Origin of the sequence: Rhizobium leguminosarum, from assembly GCF_001679785.1 — a bacterium.
GTDB lineage: Bacteria > Pseudomonadota > Alphaproteobacteria > Rhizobiales > Rhizobiaceae > Rhizobium > Rhizobium leguminosarum_R.
Map to the genome: position 1 here is coordinate 1005747 of NZ_CP016286.1, position 19897 is coordinate 1025643.

18 protein-coding genes and 1 pseudogene are annotated in these 19897 nt (G+C 58.8%); 8 read left to right on the forward strand and 11 right to left on the reverse strand.

Going from position 1 to position 19897, the window contains the following annotated elements; translation table 11 throughout:
* Window positions 1–3: 3 nt before the first annotated feature.
* Together BA011_RS05160 and BA011_RS05165 are read right to left on the reverse strand one after the other, a co-directional pair.
* Entirely contained in the window at window positions 4–234 is a 231-nt protein-coding gene (locus BA011_RS05160; RefSeq protein ID WP_065279653.1) for a hypothetical protein, read from the reverse strand.
* A complete protein-coding gene (locus BA011_RS05165; RefSeq protein WP_065279654.1) occupies window positions 231–1580 on the reverse strand; it encodes a S8 family peptidase in 1350 nt (449 codons plus the stop codon). The genes BA011_RS05160 and BA011_RS05165 overlap by 4 nt, the downstream gene beginning before the upstream one ends.
* 670 nt (window positions 1581–2250) lie before the next feature.
* Here BA011_RS05165 and BA011_RS05170 point away from each other — a divergent pair.
* On the forward strand, window positions 2251–4191 hold the full coding sequence (locus BA011_RS05170) for a peroxidase family protein (protein WP_237352579.1): 1941 nt from the start codon (window positions 2251–2253) through the stop codon (window positions 4189–4191).
* Here the strand turns inward: BA011_RS05170 and BA011_RS05175 are convergent.
* Window positions 4136–4927: a phenylalanine 4-monooxygenase gene (locus BA011_RS05175; protein WP_065279655.1), complete on the reverse strand. Its 792-nt coding sequence runs from the start codon at window positions 4925–4927 to the stop codon at window positions 4136–4138. The two genes, BA011_RS05170 and BA011_RS05175, sit on opposite strands and share 56 nt — an antisense overlap.
* A gap of 123 nt (window positions 4928–5050) precedes the next feature.
* On the opposite strand from BA011_RS05175, the gene BA011_RS05180 reads away from it, so the two are divergent.
* A complete protein-coding gene (locus tag BA011_RS05180; protein WP_065282417.1) occupies window positions 5051–5512 on the forward strand; it encodes an Lrp/AsnC family transcriptional regulator in 462 nt (153 codons plus the stop codon).
* 50 nt (window positions 5513–5562) lie between these two features.
* On the opposite strand, the gene BA011_RS05185 is transcribed toward BA011_RS05180, so the two are convergent.
* Window positions 5563–6042, reverse strand: coding sequence for an Lrp/AsnC family transcriptional regulator (locus tag BA011_RS05185; protein WP_065279656.1), 480 nt, complete (start codon window positions 6040–6042; stop codon window positions 5563–5565).
* A gap of 130 nt (window positions 6043–6172) precedes the next feature.
* Here BA011_RS05185 and hppD point away from each other — a divergent pair, with 130 nt between their 5' ends.
* The 4 genes from hppD (at window position 6173) to maiA (ending at window position 10418) form a co-directional block, all read left to right on the forward strand.
* Window positions 6173–7282 carry a 4-hydroxyphenylpyruvate dioxygenase gene (gene hppD / locus BA011_RS05190; RefSeq protein ID WP_065279657.1) on the forward strand — a complete coding sequence of 370 codons (1110 nt, stop codon included), beginning with the start codon at window positions 6173–6175 and terminating at the stop codon, window positions 7280–7282.
* A 61-nt stretch (window positions 7283–7343) separates the two neighbouring features.
* The gene (hmgA, locus tag BA011_RS05195; protein ID WP_065279658.1) at window positions 7344–8705 is read left to right on the forward strand and encodes a homogentisate 1,2-dioxygenase; all 1362 of its coding nucleotides are present in this window, start codon (window positions 7344–7346) and stop codon (window positions 8703–8705) included.
* Between the two features lie 55 nt (window positions 8706–8760).
* On the forward strand, window positions 8761–9789 hold the full coding sequence (locus tag BA011_RS05200; protein WP_065279659.1) for a fumarylacetoacetate hydrolase family protein: 1029 nt from the start codon (window positions 8761–8763) through the stop codon (window positions 9787–9789).
* Window positions 9786–10418: a maleylacetoacetate isomerase gene (gene maiA, locus BA011_RS05205; protein ID WP_065279660.1), complete on the forward strand. Its 633-nt coding sequence runs from the start codon at window positions 9786–9788 to the stop codon at window positions 10416–10418. Before BA011_RS05200 ends, maiA begins: the two co-directional genes overlap by 4 nt.
* Before the next feature lie 238 nt (window positions 10419–10656).
* Here the strand turns inward: maiA and BA011_RS44945 are convergent, their stop codons facing one another.
* A complete protein-coding gene (locus BA011_RS44945) occupies window positions 10657–10956 on the reverse strand; it encodes a hypothetical protein (protein WP_237352580.1) in 300 nt (99 codons plus the stop codon).
* Window positions 10953–11564 (reverse strand): ATP-dependent Clp protease proteolytic subunit, encoded by a 612-nt coding sequence (locus BA011_RS05210; RefSeq protein WP_237352581.1) that lies wholly within the window; start codon window positions 11562–11564, stop codon window positions 10953–10955. Before BA011_RS05210 ends, BA011_RS44945 begins: the two co-directional genes overlap by 4 nt.
* Window positions 11565–11791: 227 nt before the next feature.
* On the opposite strand from BA011_RS05210, the pseudogene BA011_RS05215 reads away from it, so the two are divergent.
* Window positions 11792–13058 (forward strand): annotated as a pseudogene (locus BA011_RS05215) (patatin-like phospholipase family protein).
* 74 nt (window positions 13059–13132) lie between these two features.
* Here BA011_RS05215 and BA011_RS44950 read toward each other — a convergent pair.
* The 3 genes from BA011_RS44950 to BA011_RS05225 form a co-directional block, all read right to left on the reverse strand.
* Entirely contained in the window at window positions 13133–13402 is a 270-nt protein-coding gene (locus BA011_RS44950; protein ID WP_237352583.1) for a hypothetical protein, read from the reverse strand.
* 144 nt (window positions 13403–13546) lie between these two features.
* Window positions 13547–13966 (reverse strand): hypothetical protein, encoded by a 420-nt coding sequence (locus BA011_RS44955; RefSeq protein ID WP_237352584.1) that lies wholly within the window; start codon window positions 13964–13966, stop codon window positions 13547–13549.
* Between the two features lie 73 nt (window positions 13967–14039).
* A complete protein-coding gene (locus BA011_RS05225) occupies window positions 14040–17855 on the reverse strand; it encodes a vitamin B12-dependent ribonucleotide reductase (protein WP_065279661.1) in 3816 nt (1271 codons plus the stop codon).
* Window positions 17856–17976: 121 nt separating this feature from the next.
* On the opposite strand from BA011_RS05225, the gene BA011_RS44145 reads away from it, so the two are divergent.
* On the forward strand, window positions 17977–18258 hold the full coding sequence (locus BA011_RS44145) for a hypothetical protein (protein ID WP_186806503.1): 282 nt from the start codon (window positions 17977–17979) through the stop codon (window positions 18256–18258).
* 186 nt (window positions 18259–18444) lie between these two features.
* Here BA011_RS44145 and BA011_RS05230 read toward each other — a convergent pair whose 3' ends face one another.
* A complete protein-coding gene (locus BA011_RS05230; protein ID WP_065282418.1) occupies window positions 18445–19035 on the reverse strand; it encodes a hypothetical protein in 591 nt (196 codons plus the stop codon).
* 296 nt (window positions 19036–19331) lie between these two features.
* The gene (gene gpt / locus BA011_RS05235; RefSeq protein WP_011651569.1) at window positions 19332–19826 is read right to left on the reverse strand and encodes a xanthine phosphoribosyltransferase; all 495 of its coding nucleotides are present in this window, start codon (window positions 19824–19826) and stop codon (window positions 19332–19334) included.
* Window positions 19827–19897: the final 71 nt, after the last annotated feature.

Sequence of the window (19897 nt, forward strand, 5' to 3'; positions counted from 1 at the left end):
TGATCAGTTCGCTTGAGGCTTGTATGCGACATCTTTCCGAACCGAAGCGACGCCCTTTACCGCGCGAAGCGCATCGAGCGCATCAGGATTGACAGTACCGTTGACAATCATGAAGCGCTCGTGGCTTTGCACCTGTTCGAGGCCTTTCAACTTCAAGTCGCCGACGACCTCTCCCAAACTGCGGGCCTCCTTTTTATCGATCCGAATGGTAACTTCAATCTTATCGGTCGTCATACCTCGCCGCTTCCTCTTGCCTGGAGCAGGCCCTTGCCAACATCCCTAGCAGGGGAAGATAGGGGCTTTGTAAGCTGAATCAAGCGCGCCCATAGCGCCCATCCGCGAAACTTCGGATCAGACTGAGCAATAAGAGCCGCAACGCCAGCAACATGTGGAGTCGCCATGCTGGTGCCATCCCATCGGTCATACTTATCATCGGGCAAGCTCGAAAATATGTCGACGCCAGGAGCGGCAATGTCCACTTCCTGACCAGGATTCAAACCGCCGCATGAGAACGACGCCGGCACGAAGGGGCGATCCACGGCGCCAACTCCCAGGATCGTGGACGCATTCGCCGGAGAACCAACTGGCGCAATCTGTTGAGGACGAGAACTCTCGTTCCCAGCGGCGGCAACAACTAAAGTTCCCGCGTCTAAACATACCTGCCCAATTTGCTCGTAGTCGTCACTCGGCGCATCTCCAAATTGCGTTGCAGCGCCTAGCGACATCGAAATAACATGGCAACCTTCATCCAGCGCCCATTCCATGCCGGCAATGACCGACCGGTCGGTGCCGAAGCCGTCGTCGCCCAGCACCTTTCCAGCGTAGATTTCCGCCTCATGGGCGATGCCGTAGCGTGGGCCGCTGGTCGGTCGCAATGGACCGCATGCCGTGCCGATGCAATGCGTTCCGTGACCGTGAACATCGCCTTCGGAACTACGTGTTGCAAAGAGCTTCTTGGTGACGGAGCGGCCGACAAAATCCTGATGAGTTTCGTCAAATCCGGTATCCAGTACTGCTACCTTGATGCCGGCCCCGCTCAGGTCACCTTCGATAGCCCTGATAGCCTGCAGTCCCCAAGTGTTGCTGGTCTCGTCAAAGGCGGCCCGGGCCACAAGCCCCTCCGCGCCCTTTTTGCCCAATAAGCGATCGACCAGTTCGTTCACAGCGTCACGATAGCCGAGCAGGTAGTCACGGTCCAAAGAGGTTGCAACGCCGCCCACCTGTGCGAGGTCTAGCCGCATCGTCTGCGGGCCGCCGAGAGCACGATAGGATCGCTCTGGCCGAGCCGCGCTGATGACCTTCCGCTGCATGGCATTTTGCAACATGGGCTTCAGTCTCTCGCCGTCACGGCGCACAATTGCGATTCCGAAACGTTCGAAGTACTGAACATCAGCGCCATCGAAATCATTTGGCACCGCCACGGCGCTGCGAAAATCTTTGGACGATGCGACACGGAAGCCGCCTTTTTCGAGTTGCTGTACACCCTCGCTCCTTGCTTTGGGTGTAAATCGCACCACCATGCCAAGACCCGATGTGCCGTCGCCTTGTGCGTTGACCCTGCCTCGCGTTGATTTCGCCATGATACCAACTCTCCCCCATCTTTCACGGTTTGAAAGCAATACAAAAGCCGCAAGCTTGACGCGGCATACCCGTTAATCGAGCCGAAACTCGCGTTCGGGACAGCGGCGGCCCTAAAGGTAGATCGATGCGGATTGCCGCTGACTTGCCGCGAGAACACAAAGCTTCGCCGTCCGAAAATTGGAGCATTCGGCAGGCAAGCATAATAAATTGTACCTTGTAGGTCGATTTCGGGATGTACTTCCCTAGATAAAATCTCGGCGGCAAATATACATCTTATTGTTGAGTTAGCAAATGAAAATTCTAGTGGATGTTCGTCAGCATTTCATTGCTTTTCAGGTAACCTATACTTCTGCATCTCCTCCCATTGGTTTTCCTCGTTATTTTTGGGCCTGAGGAGGCCCTGTCCGATTATCGATACTGCCGTGCAATAATGGACTTGCCGCGAAAAGCGCCGGCGATGCCGGCTGTGGCACCGCTTACAGCGAGGCGCCAACCGCGGGGCAGGGGGTACGATGCGCACAAAACGAGTGCGCTGAATCCGCACATATATCGACCTGTTTACGGGTAATTTACCAACTTTAAGATGAATAATAGCCCAATATGATTAGTTGACTTCGCGTTCTAGGTGTATGAATTATCCCGCGGGCTGGAAAACGGAGGGTGTTGCCAATGGCAATCGTTTTTCAATCGCACGGGGGTGCGGAGAAAGAGCGCGCAGTTCCAGGGCCGAGCGTTCGGGCCGGGCGGCCAGCGACGGGTGACGTCGCGGTCGATGAAGAAGCTGACTTCGGTTATTTCGTACCGCCATTAGATGCGCCAGAGAATTACCTTCCCAACACGGCGGAAACGCTTGGGGAACTCGATGAGCTCGGCGAAATGATGATCGATGTTGTCGCGACGCCGACGAGCGAGGATCCGACGGAAGATTCCACGCTCCCGCCTGTCTTCACATATTGGGGACAATTCCTGGATCACGAGCTGACGGCCCGAACTGATCGCGAAGGGGCGATCTCGAGCATGGTCAACGCTCACCCGCCTGTCGCCTCGTCGACAGTGGAGAGCCAGTTCAGAAATGCTCGCTCGCCCCGTTTCGATCTGGATAGTGTCTACGGCGGATCTGCCGTCGGCGAGGGGATAGATGCAGATGTTGTCAAAGTGATCTCCGGCCTTCGCCACCCCACGCTGACAAACAAAATGCGTGTAGGGACAGCCGTCGATCCGGGGCCGCTTCCAGACAACCTCGACGAACATCGCGACCTTCCTCGTTATGGCCAGGTCCAGTCGTCTGTCCGGGAGGCGGCTTTACGTCTGGCTCAGGCCGCGATGACTCCCGAGGCGTTTCAGAAATTCTCCGATAGCTTGCCCCAGCGGGCGATAATCGGGGATAATCGCAACGATGAAAATCTTGTCGTCGCGCAGTTCCATCTGAGCTTTCTCCGGTTTCATAACAAGGCAGTCGACTATCTTGCATCGCATGACACGGGCTGGATCGCCGATTTCAGCTCAGCGCAGGCTCTGACAAGACTTCATTACCAATGGTTGATTGTAGAAGGATATCTCAAGGGCGTTTGCGATCCGGTTGTGGTGGACCGCGTCGTCAACGATCGGGCATCTCATTTCTTCAAATTCAGAGCCGAGTTCGATGCCCGGAGGCAGAATACCCGGCTCGGCAATGCTCTGCCGTTGGAGTTCTCCACCGCAGCCTATCGGTTCGGTCATTCCATGGTCAGAACCTTCTATGACTACAACAAGAACTTTGGGCGGCCGGGCACAGGTTTTCTACCGCGCGCCACCTTGAAGTTGCTTTTCGAATTCACTGGCGGCGGCGGCAGGCTGGATGACGACAAGAAGCTGCCCAAGAATTGGATAATCGACTGGACGCGCTTTACGGGAGCCGATCCCCATGATGCGAGCGATGGGGAGCCGGCCCGTCTTGCCAGGAGGATCGATACGGAGCTTGCTCCGCCATTGCATACGCTGTTCAAGGAGGGGGAGGACCAGGCCGACCAACAGCTCAAGGAGTTGTTCAAGAACCTGGCAAGGAGGAACCTTCGTCGGGGCTACAATCTCAGGCTCCCGACGAAGGTTCCTCCTTCGTCGGGGCTACAATCTCAGGCTCCCGACGGGCCAGGCTTTGCACAAGCATCTCAGGCAAATTGGCGCGGTGCAGTCCTCGCCGATCCAAGATGTCTCAGCATTGTTCGCCGCGAAGCCCGATTTGAAGAACTTCCTCGCCGGCACTGCATCGCGTTTCCACGAGCGTACGCCGATCTGGTTCTACATTCTGGCCGAAGCCGAGGCTGCAGGCGGAAATCGATTGGGCGAAGTCGGGAGCTGTCTCGTGGCGTCGACCTTCGTGGGCGTGCTGCTTGCGGATCCGGACTCGGCTCTTTCGCGTGGGTTCACGCCCAGTCAGAGCCCTCTCAAGATGCCAGACAACTCACCGATCGACTCGATCATCAAATGGATGCGGTTCGCGGCGGTCATGCCATAGTGCTCGCAAGACTGTTGCCTCGCCGCACCGCGGCGAGGCAAACCGCCATATCATCGGGGTTCACGACGCTTTGGCTTCGAAAGCGGGGGCGAAATCACCCAGCGATTTTGCCTTGAGGATAGTGGCCTCGATATCCTGCTCCACGATCGCTTCAAGATCGGCGAAGCCGTCGATGACATAGTAGATCGGCTGGAGGATATCGATCCGATAGGGCGTCCGGAGCACGCTCAGCAGATCGAACGGCCGGAATTCGCACGCCTTGCCTTCCATTGCCGCCTTCGCTTCGCTTGGCGATGAGACGATGCCCGCGCCGAAGCAGCGGCGGCCTTGCGGCGTATTAATCAGGCCGAATTCGACGGTGAACCAGAAGATCCTGAACAGGTGCCATGAATAGCCCTTGCCGAGGCGGACGGCGGTTTCGCCGAAATGCCGGACGAAATTGGCATAGCTCTGGTCGGTCAGCATGGGGCAATGGCCGAAAACCTCGTGGAACAGGTCCGGTTCCTCGATATAGTCGATATGTTCGCGACGGCGCAGGAAGGTTGCGAGCGGGAATTTGCCTTGCGACAGAAGCTCATAAAAGCGTGAGGGCGGAATGAGCGCCGGCACGCCTTCGACGCCGAAGCCGGTGGTCTCGTTCAGGCGTCTGTTGACGTCGAGAAGCTGAGGCACCTTATCCGGCTTCAACCCTAGCATTTTGACGCCGTCCAGATATTCGCGGCAGGCTGTATCGGCCAGCAGTTTCATCTGACGCCGGTAGAGTTCACCCCAGATTGCATCTTCATCCGGAGCGTAGTCATACAAACCGTCCGGGCCGGGCAGTTTGGCGGTGTAGCTGCTTTCCTTTGTCACAGGCTGATCCTCCCGAGAACGGCGCTATTCCTGCCATTATGATCCGAGTTTGGAGGATTTTCTTTTCTTTCATGCTGGCTGTCGCCATAATGGTGGCAAATCTTCCCGAATGTGACGCTGAAAATGAAAGAACCTGGGAATTTTCGTCGCAAGCTTCTGCAACTCGTCCAGGCCGACGGCAGCCTGTCGCTGGCCGACCTGGCGGAAAAGGCCGGCATGTCACAGAGCTCGGCATGGCGGAAGATCCAGGAGCTGGAAGCCGACGGCGTCATCCGCAAGCGTGTGACATTGCTCGATCCAGGAAAACTTGATCTCAAGCTCTGCGTGATCGCGCATGTGACGCTGGAGAATCACCACGAAGAGGCGGTCGCATCTTTCGCTTCGATGGTGCTGGAGCGGCCTGAGATCATGGAATGCTACGCCCTGTCAGGCGCCTTCGACTACATGCTGAAGATAAGGGCAAGCGACGTGGAAAGCTACGAAGCCTTCATGACCCGCTATCTCATGCGCAACCCGCATGTGCGCACGGTCGTCTCGAGCTTCGTGCTGCGCGAGCTGAAATTCTCGACCGAATTGCCACTCTAGATATGACTGCGGGGCGCGATGCCGTCTCCATCATCGCGTGCTGTCGCCAATCAGTGACCCGGCATCAGCACCGGAAAGCCTTCGAATGTCTTCAGCGTGTCGAGGACGATGGACGTCTTCACGTGTTGCACCGACTCGTGGGGCAACAGCACGTCGTTGACGAATTTGGAGAGGTCGGCAAGTCCGCGGGTCGCGACCGTCAGGTGATAGTCCATTTCACCGGTCAGCGCATAGGCTTCGAGAACTTCCGGCAGTCCGTTGATCAGTTGCGAAAACCGGCGGGCATTGTCTCTGTTATGGGTCGCAAGCGTCACGGAGATGACCACCAGCATATCGAGACCAAGCTTCTGCCGATCGAGGTAGGCGCGGTAGCTGCGGATATATCCTTCAGCCTCCAGTCTTGTGCGCCGGCGTGAACATTGCGACGGTGAAAGCCCGATCCGCTCGCCCAACTCGTTGTTCGTCAGCCTGCCGTCCTTTTGAAGTTCCTGGAGCAGGCGCAGATCCAATTTATCGAGTGGCTCATCCATTGCACGAAATCTCCAATATACTCACGGATCGTGCATAATCTCTTCCCATGGCATAAAGAATGCAAGAACTTTGCACGCGTTTTGGGCCACACTTTGCATATCAAATGCAATCTCCTCTGGAGGAAAGAAAATGGGTCCTTTCCCGCATGATGCGCCGCCCTCGGAAATCACCGCCGACAATCCGGCCGGCACCGACGGCTTCGAATTCGTCGAATTCGCCCATCCTGAGCCCGAGACGCTGCGCGAGCTCTTCACACGCATGGGCTACACCGCCGTCGCCAAGCACAAGACGAAAGATATCACCGTCTGGAGACAGGGTGACATCAACTATGTCCTGAACGCCGAACCGGGCAGTCATGCCGCGCGTTTCGTCGCAAATCACGGTCCCTGCGCCCCATCGATGGCCTGGCGCGTCGTCGATGCCAAGCACGCTTTCGACCACGCGGTATCAAAAGGCGCTGTTCCCTATGAAGGGGACGACAAGATGCTCGACGTCCCGGCGATTGTCGGCATCGGCGGCTCGCTGCTCTATTTCGTCGAGACCTATGGCGCCAAGGGATCGGCTTACGAGGCCGAGTTCGACTGGCTTGGCGAGCGCAACCCGCATCCTGAAGGCATCGGCTTCTATTATCTCGATCACCTGACGCACAACGTCTTTCGCGGCAACATGGACAAGTGGTGGGATTTTTACCGCAACCTGTTCAATTTCAAGCAGATCCACTTTTTCGATATTGATGGGCGCATCACCGGTCTGGTGAGCCGCGCCATCACCTCGCCCTGTGGCAAAATCCGCATTCCGCTGAATGAATCGAAGGACGACACCAGCCAGATCGAGGAATATCTGAAGAAGTACAAGGGCGAGGGCATTCAGCACATCGCCGTTGGAACGGAGGATATTTACGACGCCACCGACAGGCTTGCCGACAACGGCCTGCGCTTCATGCCGGGTCCGCCGGAGACCTATTACGACATGTCCTATGAGCGCGTGAACGGCCATAGCGAACCTGTCGAACGCATGAAGAAACACGGCATCCTCATCGATGGCGAAGGTGTGGTGAATGGCGGCATGACGAAGATCCTGCTGCAGATCTTCTCCAAGACCGTCATCGGGCCGATTTTCTTCGAGTTCATCCAGCGCAAGGGCGACGAAGGCTTCGGCGAAGGCAATTTCCGGGCTCTCTTTGAGTCGATCGAGGCCGATCAGATCAAGCGTGGTGTCATCGGCACTGCAGCGGAGTAAACTCACTAGCGCCGCGCATCTTTCAGACGCGCGGCGCTGGAGTGTTCGGGGAGGAGTGAGCATGGACCAGACATCGATCCAGACGTCGGATGGTGAAGCCGCGACAGCAAACACGCTGAAATATTTGCCGGGGTTCGGCAATGACTTCGAAACCGAGTCGCTCCCCGGCGCCTTGCCGCAAGGCCAGAACAGCCCGCAGAAGTGCAACTATGGTCTCTATGCGGAGCAGCTTTCCGGCTCGCCGTTCACCGCGCCGCGCGGGACCAACGAAAGGTCCTGGCTTTACCGCATCCGCCCGAGCGTGCGTCATACCCGCCGCTTCTCCAACGCGTCCTATCCGCTCTGGAAAACCGCGCCGTGCCTGGACGAACATTCGCTTCCCCTCGGCCAGCTTCGCTGGGATCCCATCCCCGCACCCGCGGAAAGGCTGACATTCCTCGAAGGGGTGCGGACCATCACGACGGCAGGCGATGCCGCCACCCAGGTGGGCATGTCAGCCCATGCCTATGTCTTCAATGAGGACATGGTCGACGATTACTTCTTCAATGCCGATGGTGAACTGCTGATCGTGCCGCAGCTCGGCGCCATCAGAGTGTTCACCGAAATGGGCATCATGGACGTCGAGCCCCTGGAAATATGCCTGATCCCGCGCGGCATGATGTTCAAGATTCTGAAGGGCGGCGAGCAGACGGTCTGGCGTGGCTATATATGCGAGAATTACGGCGCGAAATTCACCCTGCCGGACCGCGGGCCGATCGGCGCCAACTGCCTGGCAAACCCGCGCGATTTCAAGACGCCTGTCGCCGCATTCGAGGACAAGGAAACGCCTTGCCGCGTGCATGTGAAGTGGTGCGGAAAATTCTATGTCACGGATATCGGCCATTCGCCGCTGGATGTGGTGGCCTGGCATGGCAACTACGCCCCGTTCAAATACGATCTGCGGACATTTTCTCCTGTTGGCGCGATCCGCTTCGATCATCCCGATCCGTCGATTTTTTCTGTGCTGACCGCGCCGACCGAAGATGCGGGCACGGCGAATGTCGATTTCGTGATCTTTCCGCCGCGCTGGCTGGTCGCCGAGCACACCTTCCGTCCGCCCTGGTACCACCGCAACATCATGAGCGAATTCATGGGGCTGATCCACGGCCAGTATGACGCCAAGGAGGAGGGCTTCGTGCCTGGTGGCATGAGCCTGCACAACATGATGCTTCCGCACGGGCCGGATGCGCTCGCCTTCGAAAAGGCATCCAATACCGAGCTCAAACCGGTGAAGCTCGATCACACCATGGCCTTCATGTTCGAGACCCGGTACCCGCAGCAACTGACGAAATACGCAGCCGAGCTCGAGACGCTGCAGGATAATTACCTGGAATGCTGGGACGGCCTGGAACGCAAGTTCGACGGAACCTCTGGTATCAAGTGAGGGGGTATCAAGTGATGCATCAACTGAAGTCATCCTCCTGCACGGGATCTCGGACATGAAACTTGCGACGTTAAAAGACTCCACGCGGGACGGCCGGCTCGTCGTCGTTTCCCGCGACCTGACCCGCTGTTCGGAGGTCGGTCACATCGCCCGGACCCTGCAGGCAGCACTCGATGACTGGGCGCATGTGGCTCCGAGGCTCGCGCTCATTGCCGAAGGCGTCGAGACCGGAGCCCAGCCGACGATCCGGTTTCACGAACATGACGTAACGTCACCTTTGCCGCGGGCCTATCAATGGGCCGACGGCTCCGCTTACGTCAACCATGTCGAACTGGTGCGCAAGGCACGCGGCGCCGAGATGCCGGCGAGCTTCTGGACCGATCCGCTGATCTATCAGGGCGGGTCGGACGCTTTCCTCGCGCCGCGCGACCCGATCGTGATGGCTGACGAGGCTTACGGGATCGACATGGAGGGCGAGGTCGCCGTCATCACCGGCGACGTCGCCATGGGTTGCAGCCCGGAGGTCGCACGCGGCGCCATCCGTCTGCTGATGCTGGTCAACGACGTCTCGCTGCGCGGTCTGATCCCGGACGAGTTGGCGAAGGGATTTGGCTTCTTCCAATCGAAGCCGGCATCGGCATTTTCTCCGGTCGCGGTGACGCCGGACGAGCTTGGAGATGCGTGGGATGGCCGCAAGCTGCATCTCCCGCTGCTGGTGAGCTTGAACGGCAAGCTATTCGGTAAGGCGAATGCCGGCATCGACATGACGTTCGATTTTGGCCAGTTGATCGCCCATGCCGCCAAAACCCGCAATCTCGCTTCCGGCACGATCATCGGCTCGGGAACGGTGTCCAACAAGCTCGACGGCGGCTGCCCGGGCAAGCCGGTGGAAGACGGCGGAAGCGGCTACTCCTGCATTGCCGAACTCAGGATGATCGAGACGATCGAGGCCGGCTCGCCGAGAACCCCCTTCATGAAGTTCGGGGATCAGGTCCGCATCGAGATGAAGGATCATGCCGGCCATTCGATCTTCGGAGCGATCGAGCAGACGGTCGAAAAACACCGAGGGGCCGGGCCGCAATGAACGAGGTCGTTCTTTACGACTACTGGCGATCATCGGCGAGCTATCGCGTCCGCATCGCGCTCAATCTCCTGGGCGTCGATTATCAGACCGTGTCCATCAACCTGTTGGAGGGCGCGCACAGGACGCCGGACTATCTGGCCCTCAACCCGCAGGGGCTGGTGCCGACATTGGTGATCGACGGGAAAACACTGACGCAGTCGCTGGCGATCGTCGAATACCTCGCCGAGACCCGGCCGGAATGTGGATTGCTGCCATCGGATATTGCCGATCGCCAGAAAGTCCGCGCCCTTGCCTATGCGATCGCTATGGACATCCATCCGATCTGCAACCTGCATGTCGTGTCGCATCTGATGAGCATGACGGATAGGCCCGATGCCCGCGAGGAATGGATGAAACATTTCATCTCCGACGGACTGGGGAAACTGGAAGCGATGATCGGCGAAGCCGATGGCGCGTTCAGCTTTGGGGACGCGCCGACGATGGCCGACCTCTGTCTCGTTCCCCAGCTCTACAACGCCCGCCGCTGGGGAGTGGAGTTGACCGCTTTCAAGCGCATCGTCGACATCGACGCCAGATGCGCCGAACTGCCGGCCTTCCAGGTGGCGCATCCTGACCGCGTCAGACCGTAGCGGCAGACCGACTGTAATGAATCCGGAGAAGCGCGGTGGGCCTATGGCAACACATCGGGAATGTAGTGACAAATCGGAAGCGGCCAGGCAGCGCTCGGAACATTACTCCGTGCTTTCAATGGCATCAGGACCGTCCGTTTCGAACGGCCCGTCTGAGACGAAGGTCAGTCTCCTTCGGTCAAGCGAACGCCGACGTTCTGCAGTCACCCGGTGGCTGCCTTCGAGGTAAGACGGCTGCTTAGCAGCCATCAAGCGCTTTGATCCTCGAGACCAGGGTCTTGCCAAACACGTAGGTGGTCTGGACATCGGCGCGACCCTGGCAGCGACGGCCGTCACTGGTGACGTATTGGTACGAAACCCTGACATCATCATTACCGCGCAGCGCCGTGCCTGTGAGTTTGAGCGGCTCCGACATCGTGCCGAAGAAGGCGTGGATCGACGCCTCGTTGAAGGGGCCTTGGCCGCGCTTCTCCGGAACGACCAGCGCTGAGGCGGTTTCACCATCGGCGGCTGCGAGCGCGGAGTAGAATGCCGTCACCGTGCCCATCGGGTCGTGCGGAAACGTCTTGCCCCCTCGGACGCCGGATCAGGTCCGTCCTCGTCAATCGCGTCGTAAGTGATGCCCACGGTCTGCGCCTTGGCGGCCGTCAGCCACGCGATGCCTTCAGGTGGTGCCGACGTCACGTAGGCGATGGCAGTCTCGGACAATCCCAGCTGGTTGAGATAAGCTCCGACCAGCGCATTGGCGACGCCGCTCTCGCTGGCCTTGCCGTCCACTACGCGATAGGCGGCATGGAAGCCGATATTGGACTCGGGCTGAAGAAACCGGGGCGACCCGGCAAGCCAGGTGAGGGCGCAAGCTGACGCACACAAGGTCCCCGGCGGGGTGGCCGTTGCAAAGCCTCGAAGGCGGATGGCACGCCCGATCTCGATCCCGGCTTTGAGATCCCCGCCCTCGCTGTTTAGAAAAACAAGGGCCTTGCTGGAGGCCGTGGCCAGGTTTCTGAAGATGATTTCGTCACCGTCATTCAAGACGCCCGTGACGGAGATCAGGTCCGTATCATTCTCCAACGGCTGCCGCGTGATCTCTGCCGCAGACAGAGGAAATGCGCATAGAAACAACAACCCAGCAACGATGTAACGCATTGATTCCCCCCGCGTTCGTGATCGCTATTCAACATCGGGAGGAATGTTCTTGCAAGTCCGATCGGAGCCGACCCAGGCAGGCTTCGGCTACTCCGCGGTCTGGCGGATCGAAGTGTAAGATGGTTCCGAATCGCCAATCTCTGCGCAAATGCGCTATGACATTCCTTCGCGTCGGTCTTGATCCGGTATACATCGTCGCCATCCATTTAAACGTGACACGACAAAGCATGTCAGAGCACGAGCATTTCGAGGAAAACACCGTCTTGTCGGGATTCGACGAACCCGAGAAGCCTGTGGAGCTACCAACTCGGCCTTTGCCTTTCGGGCGGCGGCTATCGGGCCATGCTTTTCCATGCGGGATCGCTTGCGAGACTCAACGAGGCCGGTCTTCTGGCGAAACTCGATATGGTCTCGTCGGTGTCGGGCGGATCTATCGCATCCGGCTTGCTGGCCTATGTGTGGCCACGGCTGGTCTTCGAGAACGAGGTCGCCGTCAATTTCAAAGCTGAGTATTTGGATCGCATCCTGGCCTTCAGCCAGGTCTTTGCGGATGGGCCGAGCTTCCTGAAGGGGGTGTTCAACCCCTTCTCGAGCGCGGCGGAGGAAGCCGCCAAACTCTACGAGCGGCATCTCTTCGACGGAAAATCACCAAGCCTGAGTGATCTTCCGGGATTGCCCTGGTTCGTATTTTGCTCCAGCAATCTCAGCACTGGTTCACTCTTCCGGATGTCGAACCGCTATATCGCGGATTACAGGATCGGGGTGTCGTTTCATCCGACACTTTCGCTCGCGACTGCGGTTGCTGCTTCGGCAGCATTCCCGCCGGTGCTGTCGCCGCTGCGATTGGACCTGTCGCGGTTTTCCTGGAAGAGGGAAAAGCTCGACGACAGCGTTGGCGAAACGGTTGCTCCGGGCAGGGCGATATTGAGCGACGGCGGCGTCTATGACAATCACGGCATCGAGCCGGCGCTGAAACGCTGCGACTGCCTGCTTGTCAGCGATGCCGGAGCGCCTTGGCGATCCTCGAGCCACGGATACTGGAACTATCTCTCCCAGCTCAAGCGCGTTCTCGATACGACCGACAATCAGGTGCGGTCGTTGAGGCGCCGAGACCTGATCGGTGGCTTCAAGGCCGCAAAACAGGCTGATAGGCTTGGCCTCGACGATCTCGCGAAATCGACACTGCGCGCAAGAACCCGCGGCGTCTATTGGGCGATCGACAGCAAGGACGTCGAGCTCAAGCCCTACGCGTCCTACACGCTGCCGCCGTCCTCGGTCGTTCCCTCGGAGGTCGGCACCTATCTCCATTTTCTGGGCGCGAAGGAGACGGAGCATTTGACGAACTGGGGGCACTACGTGTGCGACGCGATGCTCAACCGGTTCTATCAATCGCCCTTGGCTCCATCGTCCGGCCCGCCATTGGCGGCCGGGATCGTGAAGCCCTCGTGGGCGGCAAGCGCAAGCAAGCGGCTGTTCGACTTCCTGCCCTTTTGAAACGGGGTCGGAAGTGCGTAGACTCGGCAAGTTTGGTGAGTCATCCGGGAGCTGAAGATAGATATGTCGGCAATCTAAAATGCCACTCTCCCGACCTCAACAGCACGCGATGGCCGTCGCAGTGAATTGGCGGCTCCCGCAATGTTCAGGTTGCGTCGCTTCGCCTGGTCGGCCGTCGATCCTGTCAGGAATCTCTCGATCTCACGCAGATGCTCTGGCTTGACGGCGTCATTCTCGCATTGGCCGTGATGCCCCTTCCAGATCTTCGCAGCGATCGGGCTGTTGACTGCCTCGGTGATCGCCTGTTTCGCAATGTCGTTCTCGGAAACGCGATTTTTCTTCATCAAGGTGTGGATGGCCTCGCCGAGAACGACGGCCGAATCGTGGAAGTCGATATGCTCGATGGCAGTGTAGATGGGATCTCATCGTCCGTCATCGAGGCAGTGGCGCGCGGTGAAAATCCAGTCATGGATCATGTAGGCGGGTGCTTAGCCCCACGGGTTAAAGCCCTTGAACGGTTGAACGATCTTCGGCACGGAGCCGCCGTCAGTGTACATGATATCCGGAACGAGCGGAGCCGAGTTGCCGTCAGGACGGCGGAACGTCAATGGGGCATGTGGGTCGGGCACGAATACGAATTTCCCATCGCCAGCCCTATCGCCTTCACCAACCCACATGACGATCAACGTTCCAGAGAAAGTACCAGCCTGCAGATCGTCGAAATCGATGGTCGAGCAGCTCGTAAGCACGGACGCCATTGATGCCGCGATCAGCACTATCGAACTTTTTCGTCGGCTTGGCCTTCGGCGAATCGAGTTTGCAATCTCAGCCAAGGCCGCCATCTGTGAGCCGCTCCCCTTCTCACTTTGACAATTTCCAGGCACCTTGAGTGCCTGGAAAATCTGCATTGTTGAATGCCGGTTGCGGTGGCCAGTTCTTGCTTCGGGTTTTCACTCCAGAACTAAAGAGCAACAAGCCTACTTAGCTACACCCGCTCGTAGCACCACACGTGTCGCACTTCTCGCAGGTCCCATTCCGCACCATCGTGAAGTTCTGGCACTCCGAGCACATGTTGCCGGTATAGCCCTGCATGATCGAGCGCTGGCGGCGTTCGGCTTCGCGCTTCTTGGCTTCGGATTTCGCCGTTGCCGCGTCGGCTGCCGCCTTGTCGGAGAACAAGGCCGTTGCGTCGCTGGTGAGTTCCTCGGTCACCTCTTCGGCGATCTCTTCCGCCAGTTCCTTGGCGCGCTCCTCGTAGTCGCGCTTGAAGGCAACGATTTCGGAGGTGGAGACGGCAATCGTCGGCTCCAGCTTGCGGGCAGCCGCGCCTGCAAAGGCAGTCACGGTGCCGGTGGAGGCGGCGCGCGCAGGGGCGGCGGTTGCTGCACCCTTGGGTTCGCCTGCCTGGCGTTCGCCGCCGGTGCCGGACACCAGCGTCGGCTTGTAGCCGCGGGTCCAGCCGGTGGAGAGCAGGTTGGTCTTGCCTTCCTGGATGCCCTTGCCGAGTGCGGTGTTCGAGAAATCCGACGTATCGACATGCGCCAGGTCATGGCGGCCGAGATAAGAGACGGCAAGCTCGCGGAAGACATAGTCGAGGATCGAGGTGGCGTTCTTGATTGCGTCATTGCCGATGACCATGCCGGCCGGCTCGAACTTGGTGAAGGTGAAGGCCTCGACATATTCCTCGAGCGGCACGCCATATTGCAGGCCGAGCGAGATGGCGATGGCAAAATTGTTCATCATCGCACGGAAGGCAGCGCCTTCCTTGTGCATGTCGATGAAGATCTCGCCGATGCGGCCGTCGCCGAATTCACCGGTGCGGAGATAGACCTTGTGTCCGCCGACGGCGGCCTTCTGGGTATAGCCCTGGCGGCGGTTCGGCAGCTTCTCGCGTTCGCGCGAAACTCGTTCGATCACCCGCTCGATGATCTTCTCGGTGACGGTAACGGCCTGGGCGGCCAGCGGCGCCTGCAGCAGTTCCTCCAGCGTATCGTCGTCGTCTTCGTCCTCGATCAGCGAGGAGTTGAGCGGCTGCGACAGTTTCGAGCCGTCGCGATAGAGCGCGTTGGCCTTGAGGCCAAGCTTCCAGGAGAGCATGTAGGCGTTCTTGCAATCCTCGACGGTCGCCTCGTTCGGCATGTTGATCGTCTTGGAAATTGCGCCGGAGATGAACGGCTGGGCAGCCGCCATCATGCGGATATGGCTTTCGACCGAGAGGTAGCGCTTGCCGACCTTGCCGCACGGATTGGCGCAATCGAAGACCGGCAGGTGCTCATTCTTGAGGAAGGGCGCGCCTTCCAGTGTCATCGCACCGCAGACATGGATGTTGGCGGCTTCGATGTCCTTCTTCGAGAAGCCGATATGGTCGAGCAGGCTGAAGCTCATGTCGGCGAGCTGTTCGTCGGAAACCTTCAGCGTCTCCTTCAGGAAGTCGGCGCCGAGCGTCCACTGGTTGAAGACGAACTTGATGTCGAAGGCGCTCTTCAGCGCGGCGTTGACAGCTTCGACCTTCTCGTCGGTGAAGCCCTTGGTCTTCAGCGTCGACGGATTGACAGCCGGTGCCTGGTTCAGGTTGCCGTGGCCGACGGCATAGGCCTCGATCTCGGCGATCTGGCTTTCCGAATAGCCGAGTGTGCGCAGCGCGTCGGGCACGGCGCGGTTGATGATCTTGAAGTAGCCGCCGCCGGCGAGCTTCTTGAACTTGACGAGGGCGAAGTCGGGCTCGATGCCCGTCGTGTCGCAATCCATGACCAGACCGATCGTGCCGGTGGGCGCGATGACCGAGACCTGGGCATTGCGGTAGCCATGCTGTTCACCAAGCTCGAGCGCCTTGTCCCAGGCCGATTTGGCGTGGGCGACGAGATCCTGGTCCGGGTTTTCCGAATGGATCAGCGCGACCGGGTTGATCGACAGCGCTTCATAGCCGGAGCTCTCGCCATGCGCCGCACGGCGATGGTTGCGAATGACCTTGAGCATGCTCTCGCGGTTCGGCGCGAAGTTCGGGAACGGGCCGAGCTCGGCGGCCATTTCGGCCGAGGTCGCATAGCAGATGCCGGTCATGATCGCGGTCAGCGAGCCTGCGATGGCGCGGGCCTCCGTGGAGTCATAGGGAATGCCCGACGACATCAGCAGGCCGCCGATATTGGCGTAGCCAAGGCCGAGCGTGCGGTATTCGTAGGAGAGTTCGGCGATGCGCTTCGACGGGAACTGCGCCATCATCACCGAGATTTCGAGCACGACGGTCCACAGGCGAACCGCATGTTCGTAATCGGCGATGTTGATGCGCTTGGTAGCCTTATCCTTGAACTGCAGCAGGTTCAGCGAGGCAAGGTTGCAGGCGGTGTCGTCGAGGAACATGTATTCCGAGCACGGGTTCGAGCCGCGGATCGGGCCGCCGGCCGGCGAAGTGTGCCAGTCGTTCATCGTCGTGTTGAAATGGATGCCCGGATCGGCCGAAGCCCAGGCGGCGTAGGAAATCGTTTCCCAGAGATCGCGGGCCTTCAGCGTCTTCATCACCCGGCCGTCCTTGCGGGCGGTCAGGTTCCATTCGCCATCATTCTCGACGGCGCGCAGGAAGTCGTCCTTGATCGAGACGGAGTTGTTGGAGTTCTGGCCGGATACCGTGAGGTAGGCTTCCGAATCCCAATCCGTGTCGTAGGTCTTGAATTGGAGATCCTTGTAGCCCTGGCGGGCGAACTGGATGACGCGCTGGACGTAGTTCTCCGGAACCTGGTCCTTCTTGGCGGCGCGGATTTCGCGCTTCAGGGCAGGGTTCTTGTTGGGATCGTAGCAATCGCCGTTATCGCCGCCTTCGCAGTTGAAGCAGGCCTTCATGATCGCCTTCAGATGTTTGGCGACGACCTTCGAGCCGGTCACGAGAGCCGCAACCTTCTGCTCTTCCTTGACCTTCCAGTTGATGTATTCCTCGATATCCGGATGGTCGATATCGACGACCACCATCTTGGCGGCGCGGCGCGTCGTGCCGCCCGATTTGATGGCGCCTGCGGCGCGGTCGCCGATCTTCAGGAAGCTCATCAGGCCGGAGGAGCGGCCGCCGCCGGAAAGCTTTTCGCCTTCGCCGCGCAGCATCGAGAAGTTGGAGCCGGTGCCGGAGCCGTATTTGAACAGCCGCGCTTCACGCACCCAGAGGTCCATGATGCCGCCTTCGTTGACGAGATCGTCCTCCACAGACTGGATGAAGCAAGCATGCGGCTGCGGATGTTCGTAGGCCGACTTGGACTTGGTTAGCTTGCCGGTGAAGGGATCGACATAGAAATGGCCCTGGCCGGGACCATCGATGCCGTAGGTCCAATGCAGGCCGGTGTTGAACCACTGCGGCGAGTTCGGGGCGACGCGCTGGGTGGCGAGCATATAGGCAAGCTCGTCCTTGAAGGCCGAGGCATCTTCCTCGGAGGAGAAATAGCCGCCCTTCCAGCCCCAATAGGTCCAGGTGCCGGCAAGACGGTCGAAGACCTGGCGCGCATCGATTTCGGAGCCGGTCTGTTCGTCCTTGGACAGGGTCTTCAGCGCAGCATCGTCGGGAACGGAGCGCCACAGGAAGGAAGGAACATCGTTTTCCTCGACCTTCTTCAGCCGGGTGGGAACGCCGGCCTTGCGGAAATACTTCTGCGCCAGAACGTCGGTCGCGACCTGGGAGAACTGCGCGGGAACGTCGATGTTCTCGAGGCGGAACACGATCGAACCGTCGGGGTTCTTGATCTCGCTCGTCGCCTTGCGGAATTCGATATCCGCATAGGCGCCTTGGCCGGCCTTTGTGAAACGACGTTCGATGCGCATTGTCTTGACCTCGTGTTGGCGCCCGGTCCCCGCGACCTCGGCGCAAAATTCCTATCCGGCGGCACTTTGTCGTCGCGCAGCCAGTCTCGTTTCCGTATTGTGACAGGGGTGTCATCCGGAGATGTCCTTCCTGTATCTTGTGGTGATGGTGGCTGCAAACACTAAATATAGTATTAACAGCTTATTATCGCCAGCCCCGATGTCACTTTTTTTGGAGGCTGAAAACCGCGCAAAAATCCCGTCGGGCCTGAACCGTTCCCGGTCCATCGCCCTGATTCCGCGTCCTAATTTTCAAAAGGGAACCGGGCTCGTTACCGCCGGTCCTGTCGCCGCCGCAACATCAGGATCAGTAAAGTTTGAAACAGCTGATTCCGTCAAGGGCTGGCTTTTAATTGATTGCTAACCACAACATGTTGTGGATGCGCCTGTGGAGATTGGGGAAAGGCGGGGAGCGCTGATATTACAATGGCTTGCAGGCGTTGCCGGCTAAGGAAAACCTTAGAATGGCAAAAAAGCGTCCTGCGACAAATCTTATGATGGCATTTCCGGCGCAAATGCGCATGCCGATTCGTCGGTGAGATCAGCGCTCTTAAAGCGCATCAATGGCGATGGTGACGATGGCGACGCCAATCGGCCTGTTCTCTTCGTCCATGACGACAAAGCTCGCCTGCGTCTCGAGATTCTGCGTGGATTCATTGCGTTCGGCCCGGTCGATGAAGATCTCGCGGGAGCTGTTGGCGAAGGTTCTGAGATATTTCTCCTCGTCGCCCTGCCAATAGTCGGCGGTGATGGTGCTCTGCCCGACATTCAGCCCGTGGCTGTCGGTGACGAAAAATTCGATGATCGCGCCCTGCGAGGCGTCCTGCTTGGCTTTCAGGTAATGCGACACGGATTTGTCGAGCAGCAGCTTGACCATCTGCAGGTGGTGCTGATCGACCTCAGACCGGTAGGTCTCGTCGAGCACTCGCATATCCATTTCGCTGACATTGCCGAATTTTGCGTTCTGCTCGGCAATGGCTTTCAGCACCAATGGCGTTTCCACAATTGGCCGGACCCGCTTCTCGACATAGTCGCGCACGAGGGGAATATAGGCAGGTTCAGCGCGGACAGGCGCCAGCGGCAACAGAAAGGCCGCCAGCCCGACGGTCACAACCGCTCTTATATGCCCCCACCGTGCCATCTTGTTTCCTTGTACCGTATCGATCGTTGCACGCTTTAAGCGCAATTTGATACGATTCGCACGCCCTTCAGCGCCGCGCGTCTTTTCGAGAGCCGCAAAGGACGCTGTATCATTTGAATTGCTGCATAATTTCATCCTTGAATCGATTCCGATTGAAGGAATTAGGCAGCAGTCTATAAGCAACAGATAAAATAGATGTGCAGATCCCGATAGCGGATTCAGCAAACCTCGCCGACAAAATCTGGAACAATTTTCAAGTGGTAAATATAAGGGTGGCGCGCTTTGATTGGCGGCGATCAGCCGGCACCCTTGGCGATCGGCTCCTGATAGGTGAAGCCCATGTCCCACGGGAAGTAGATCCAGGTATCCTGGCTCACCTCGGTGATGAAGGTGTCGACGGTCGGCACGCCCTTCGGCTTGGCATAGACGCAGGCGAAATGTGCCCTCGGCAGCATTGTGCGCACCTGTGCGGCGGTCTTGCCGGTATCTGTCAGATCATCGACGACCAGCACGGTTTCGCCGCCATTCTCCATAAGTTCGGGCGCTATTCCCTTGAGCAGCACCATATCGCCTTGGTTCACATAGTCATGATAGGACGCGACGCAGACGGTCTCGATCAGCCGGATGTTCAGTTCGCGCGAGATGATCGCAGCCGGAACGAGGCCGCCGCGGGTGATGCAGACGATCGCCTTGAACGTCTGATTCAAGCCGGCAAGCCGCCAGGCAAGGGCGCGCGCATCGCGGTGGAACTGATCCCAGGAAACGGGAAAGGCTTTATCGGGAAGGGACATCGGGCTGCTCTCCGCGGCATGAAAAAACGACACGCCGTTTGCCGGCGACCGGATGGGCTTGAAGCGGCGAT

What these genes read in the sequence shown, in the direction of transcription:
- hppD (WP_065279657.1), top strand. Translation starts at nt 6,173, where the DNA reads ATGGGTCCTTTCCCGCATGATGCGCCGCCCTCGGAAATCACCGCCGAC.
- BA011_RS05210 (WP_237352581.1), bottom strand. Translation starts at nt 11,564, where the DNA reads ATGCGTTACATCGTTGCTGGGTTGTTGTTTCTATGCGCATTTCCTCTG.
- BA011_RS44145 (WP_186806503.1), top strand. Translation starts at nt 17,977, where the DNA reads ATGTCCTTCCTGTATCTTGTGGTGATGGTGGCTGCAAACACTAAATAT.
- BA011_RS44950 (WP_237352583.1), bottom strand. Translation starts at nt 13,402, where the DNA reads ATGAAGAAAAATCGCGTTTCCGAGAACGACATTGCGAAACAGGCGATC.
- BA011_RS05230 (WP_065282418.1), bottom strand. Translation starts at nt 19,035, where the DNA reads ATGGCACGGTGGGGGCATATAAGAGCGGTTGTGACCGTCGGGCTGGCG.
- BA011_RS05185 (WP_065279656.1), bottom strand. Translation starts at nt 6,042, where the DNA reads ATGGATGAGCCACTCGATAAATTGGATCTGCGCCTGCTCCAGGAACTT.
- hmgA (WP_065279658.1), top strand. Translation starts at nt 7,344, where the DNA reads ATGGACCAGACATCGATCCAGACGTCGGATGGTGAAGCCGCGACAGCA.
- gpt (WP_011651569.1), bottom strand. Translation starts at nt 19,826, where the DNA reads ATGTCCCTTCCCGATAAAGCCTTTCCCGTTTCCTGGGATCAGTTCCAC.
- BA011_RS05225 (WP_065279661.1), bottom strand. Translation starts at nt 17,855, where the DNA reads ATGCGCATCGAACGTCGTTTCACAAAGGCCGGCCAAGGCGCCTATGCG.
- BA011_RS05170 (WP_237352579.1), top strand. Translation starts at nt 2,251, where the DNA reads ATGGCAATCGTTTTTCAATCGCACGGGGGTGCGGAGAAAGAGCGCGCA.
- BA011_RS44955 (WP_237352584.1), bottom strand. Translation starts at nt 13,966, where the DNA reads ATGCAGATTTTCCAGGCACTCAAGGTGCCTGGAAATTGTCAAAGTGAG.
- BA011_RS05180 (WP_065282417.1), top strand. Translation starts at nt 5,051, where the DNA reads ATGAAAGAACCTGGGAATTTTCGTCGCAAGCTTCTGCAACTCGTCCAG.
- BA011_RS05160 (WP_065279653.1), bottom strand. Translation starts at nt 234, where the DNA reads ATGACGACCGATAAGATTGAAGTTACCATTCGGATCGATAAAAAGGAG.
- BA011_RS05165 (WP_065279654.1), bottom strand. Translation starts at nt 1,580, where the DNA reads ATGGCGAAATCAACGCGAGGCAGGGTCAACGCACAAGGCGACGGCACA.
- BA011_RS05200 (WP_065279659.1), top strand. Translation starts at nt 8,761, where the DNA reads ATGAAACTTGCGACGTTAAAAGACTCCACGCGGGACGGCCGGCTCGTC.
- maiA (WP_065279660.1), top strand. Translation starts at nt 9,786, where the DNA reads ATGAACGAGGTCGTTCTTTACGACTACTGGCGATCATCGGCGAGCTAT.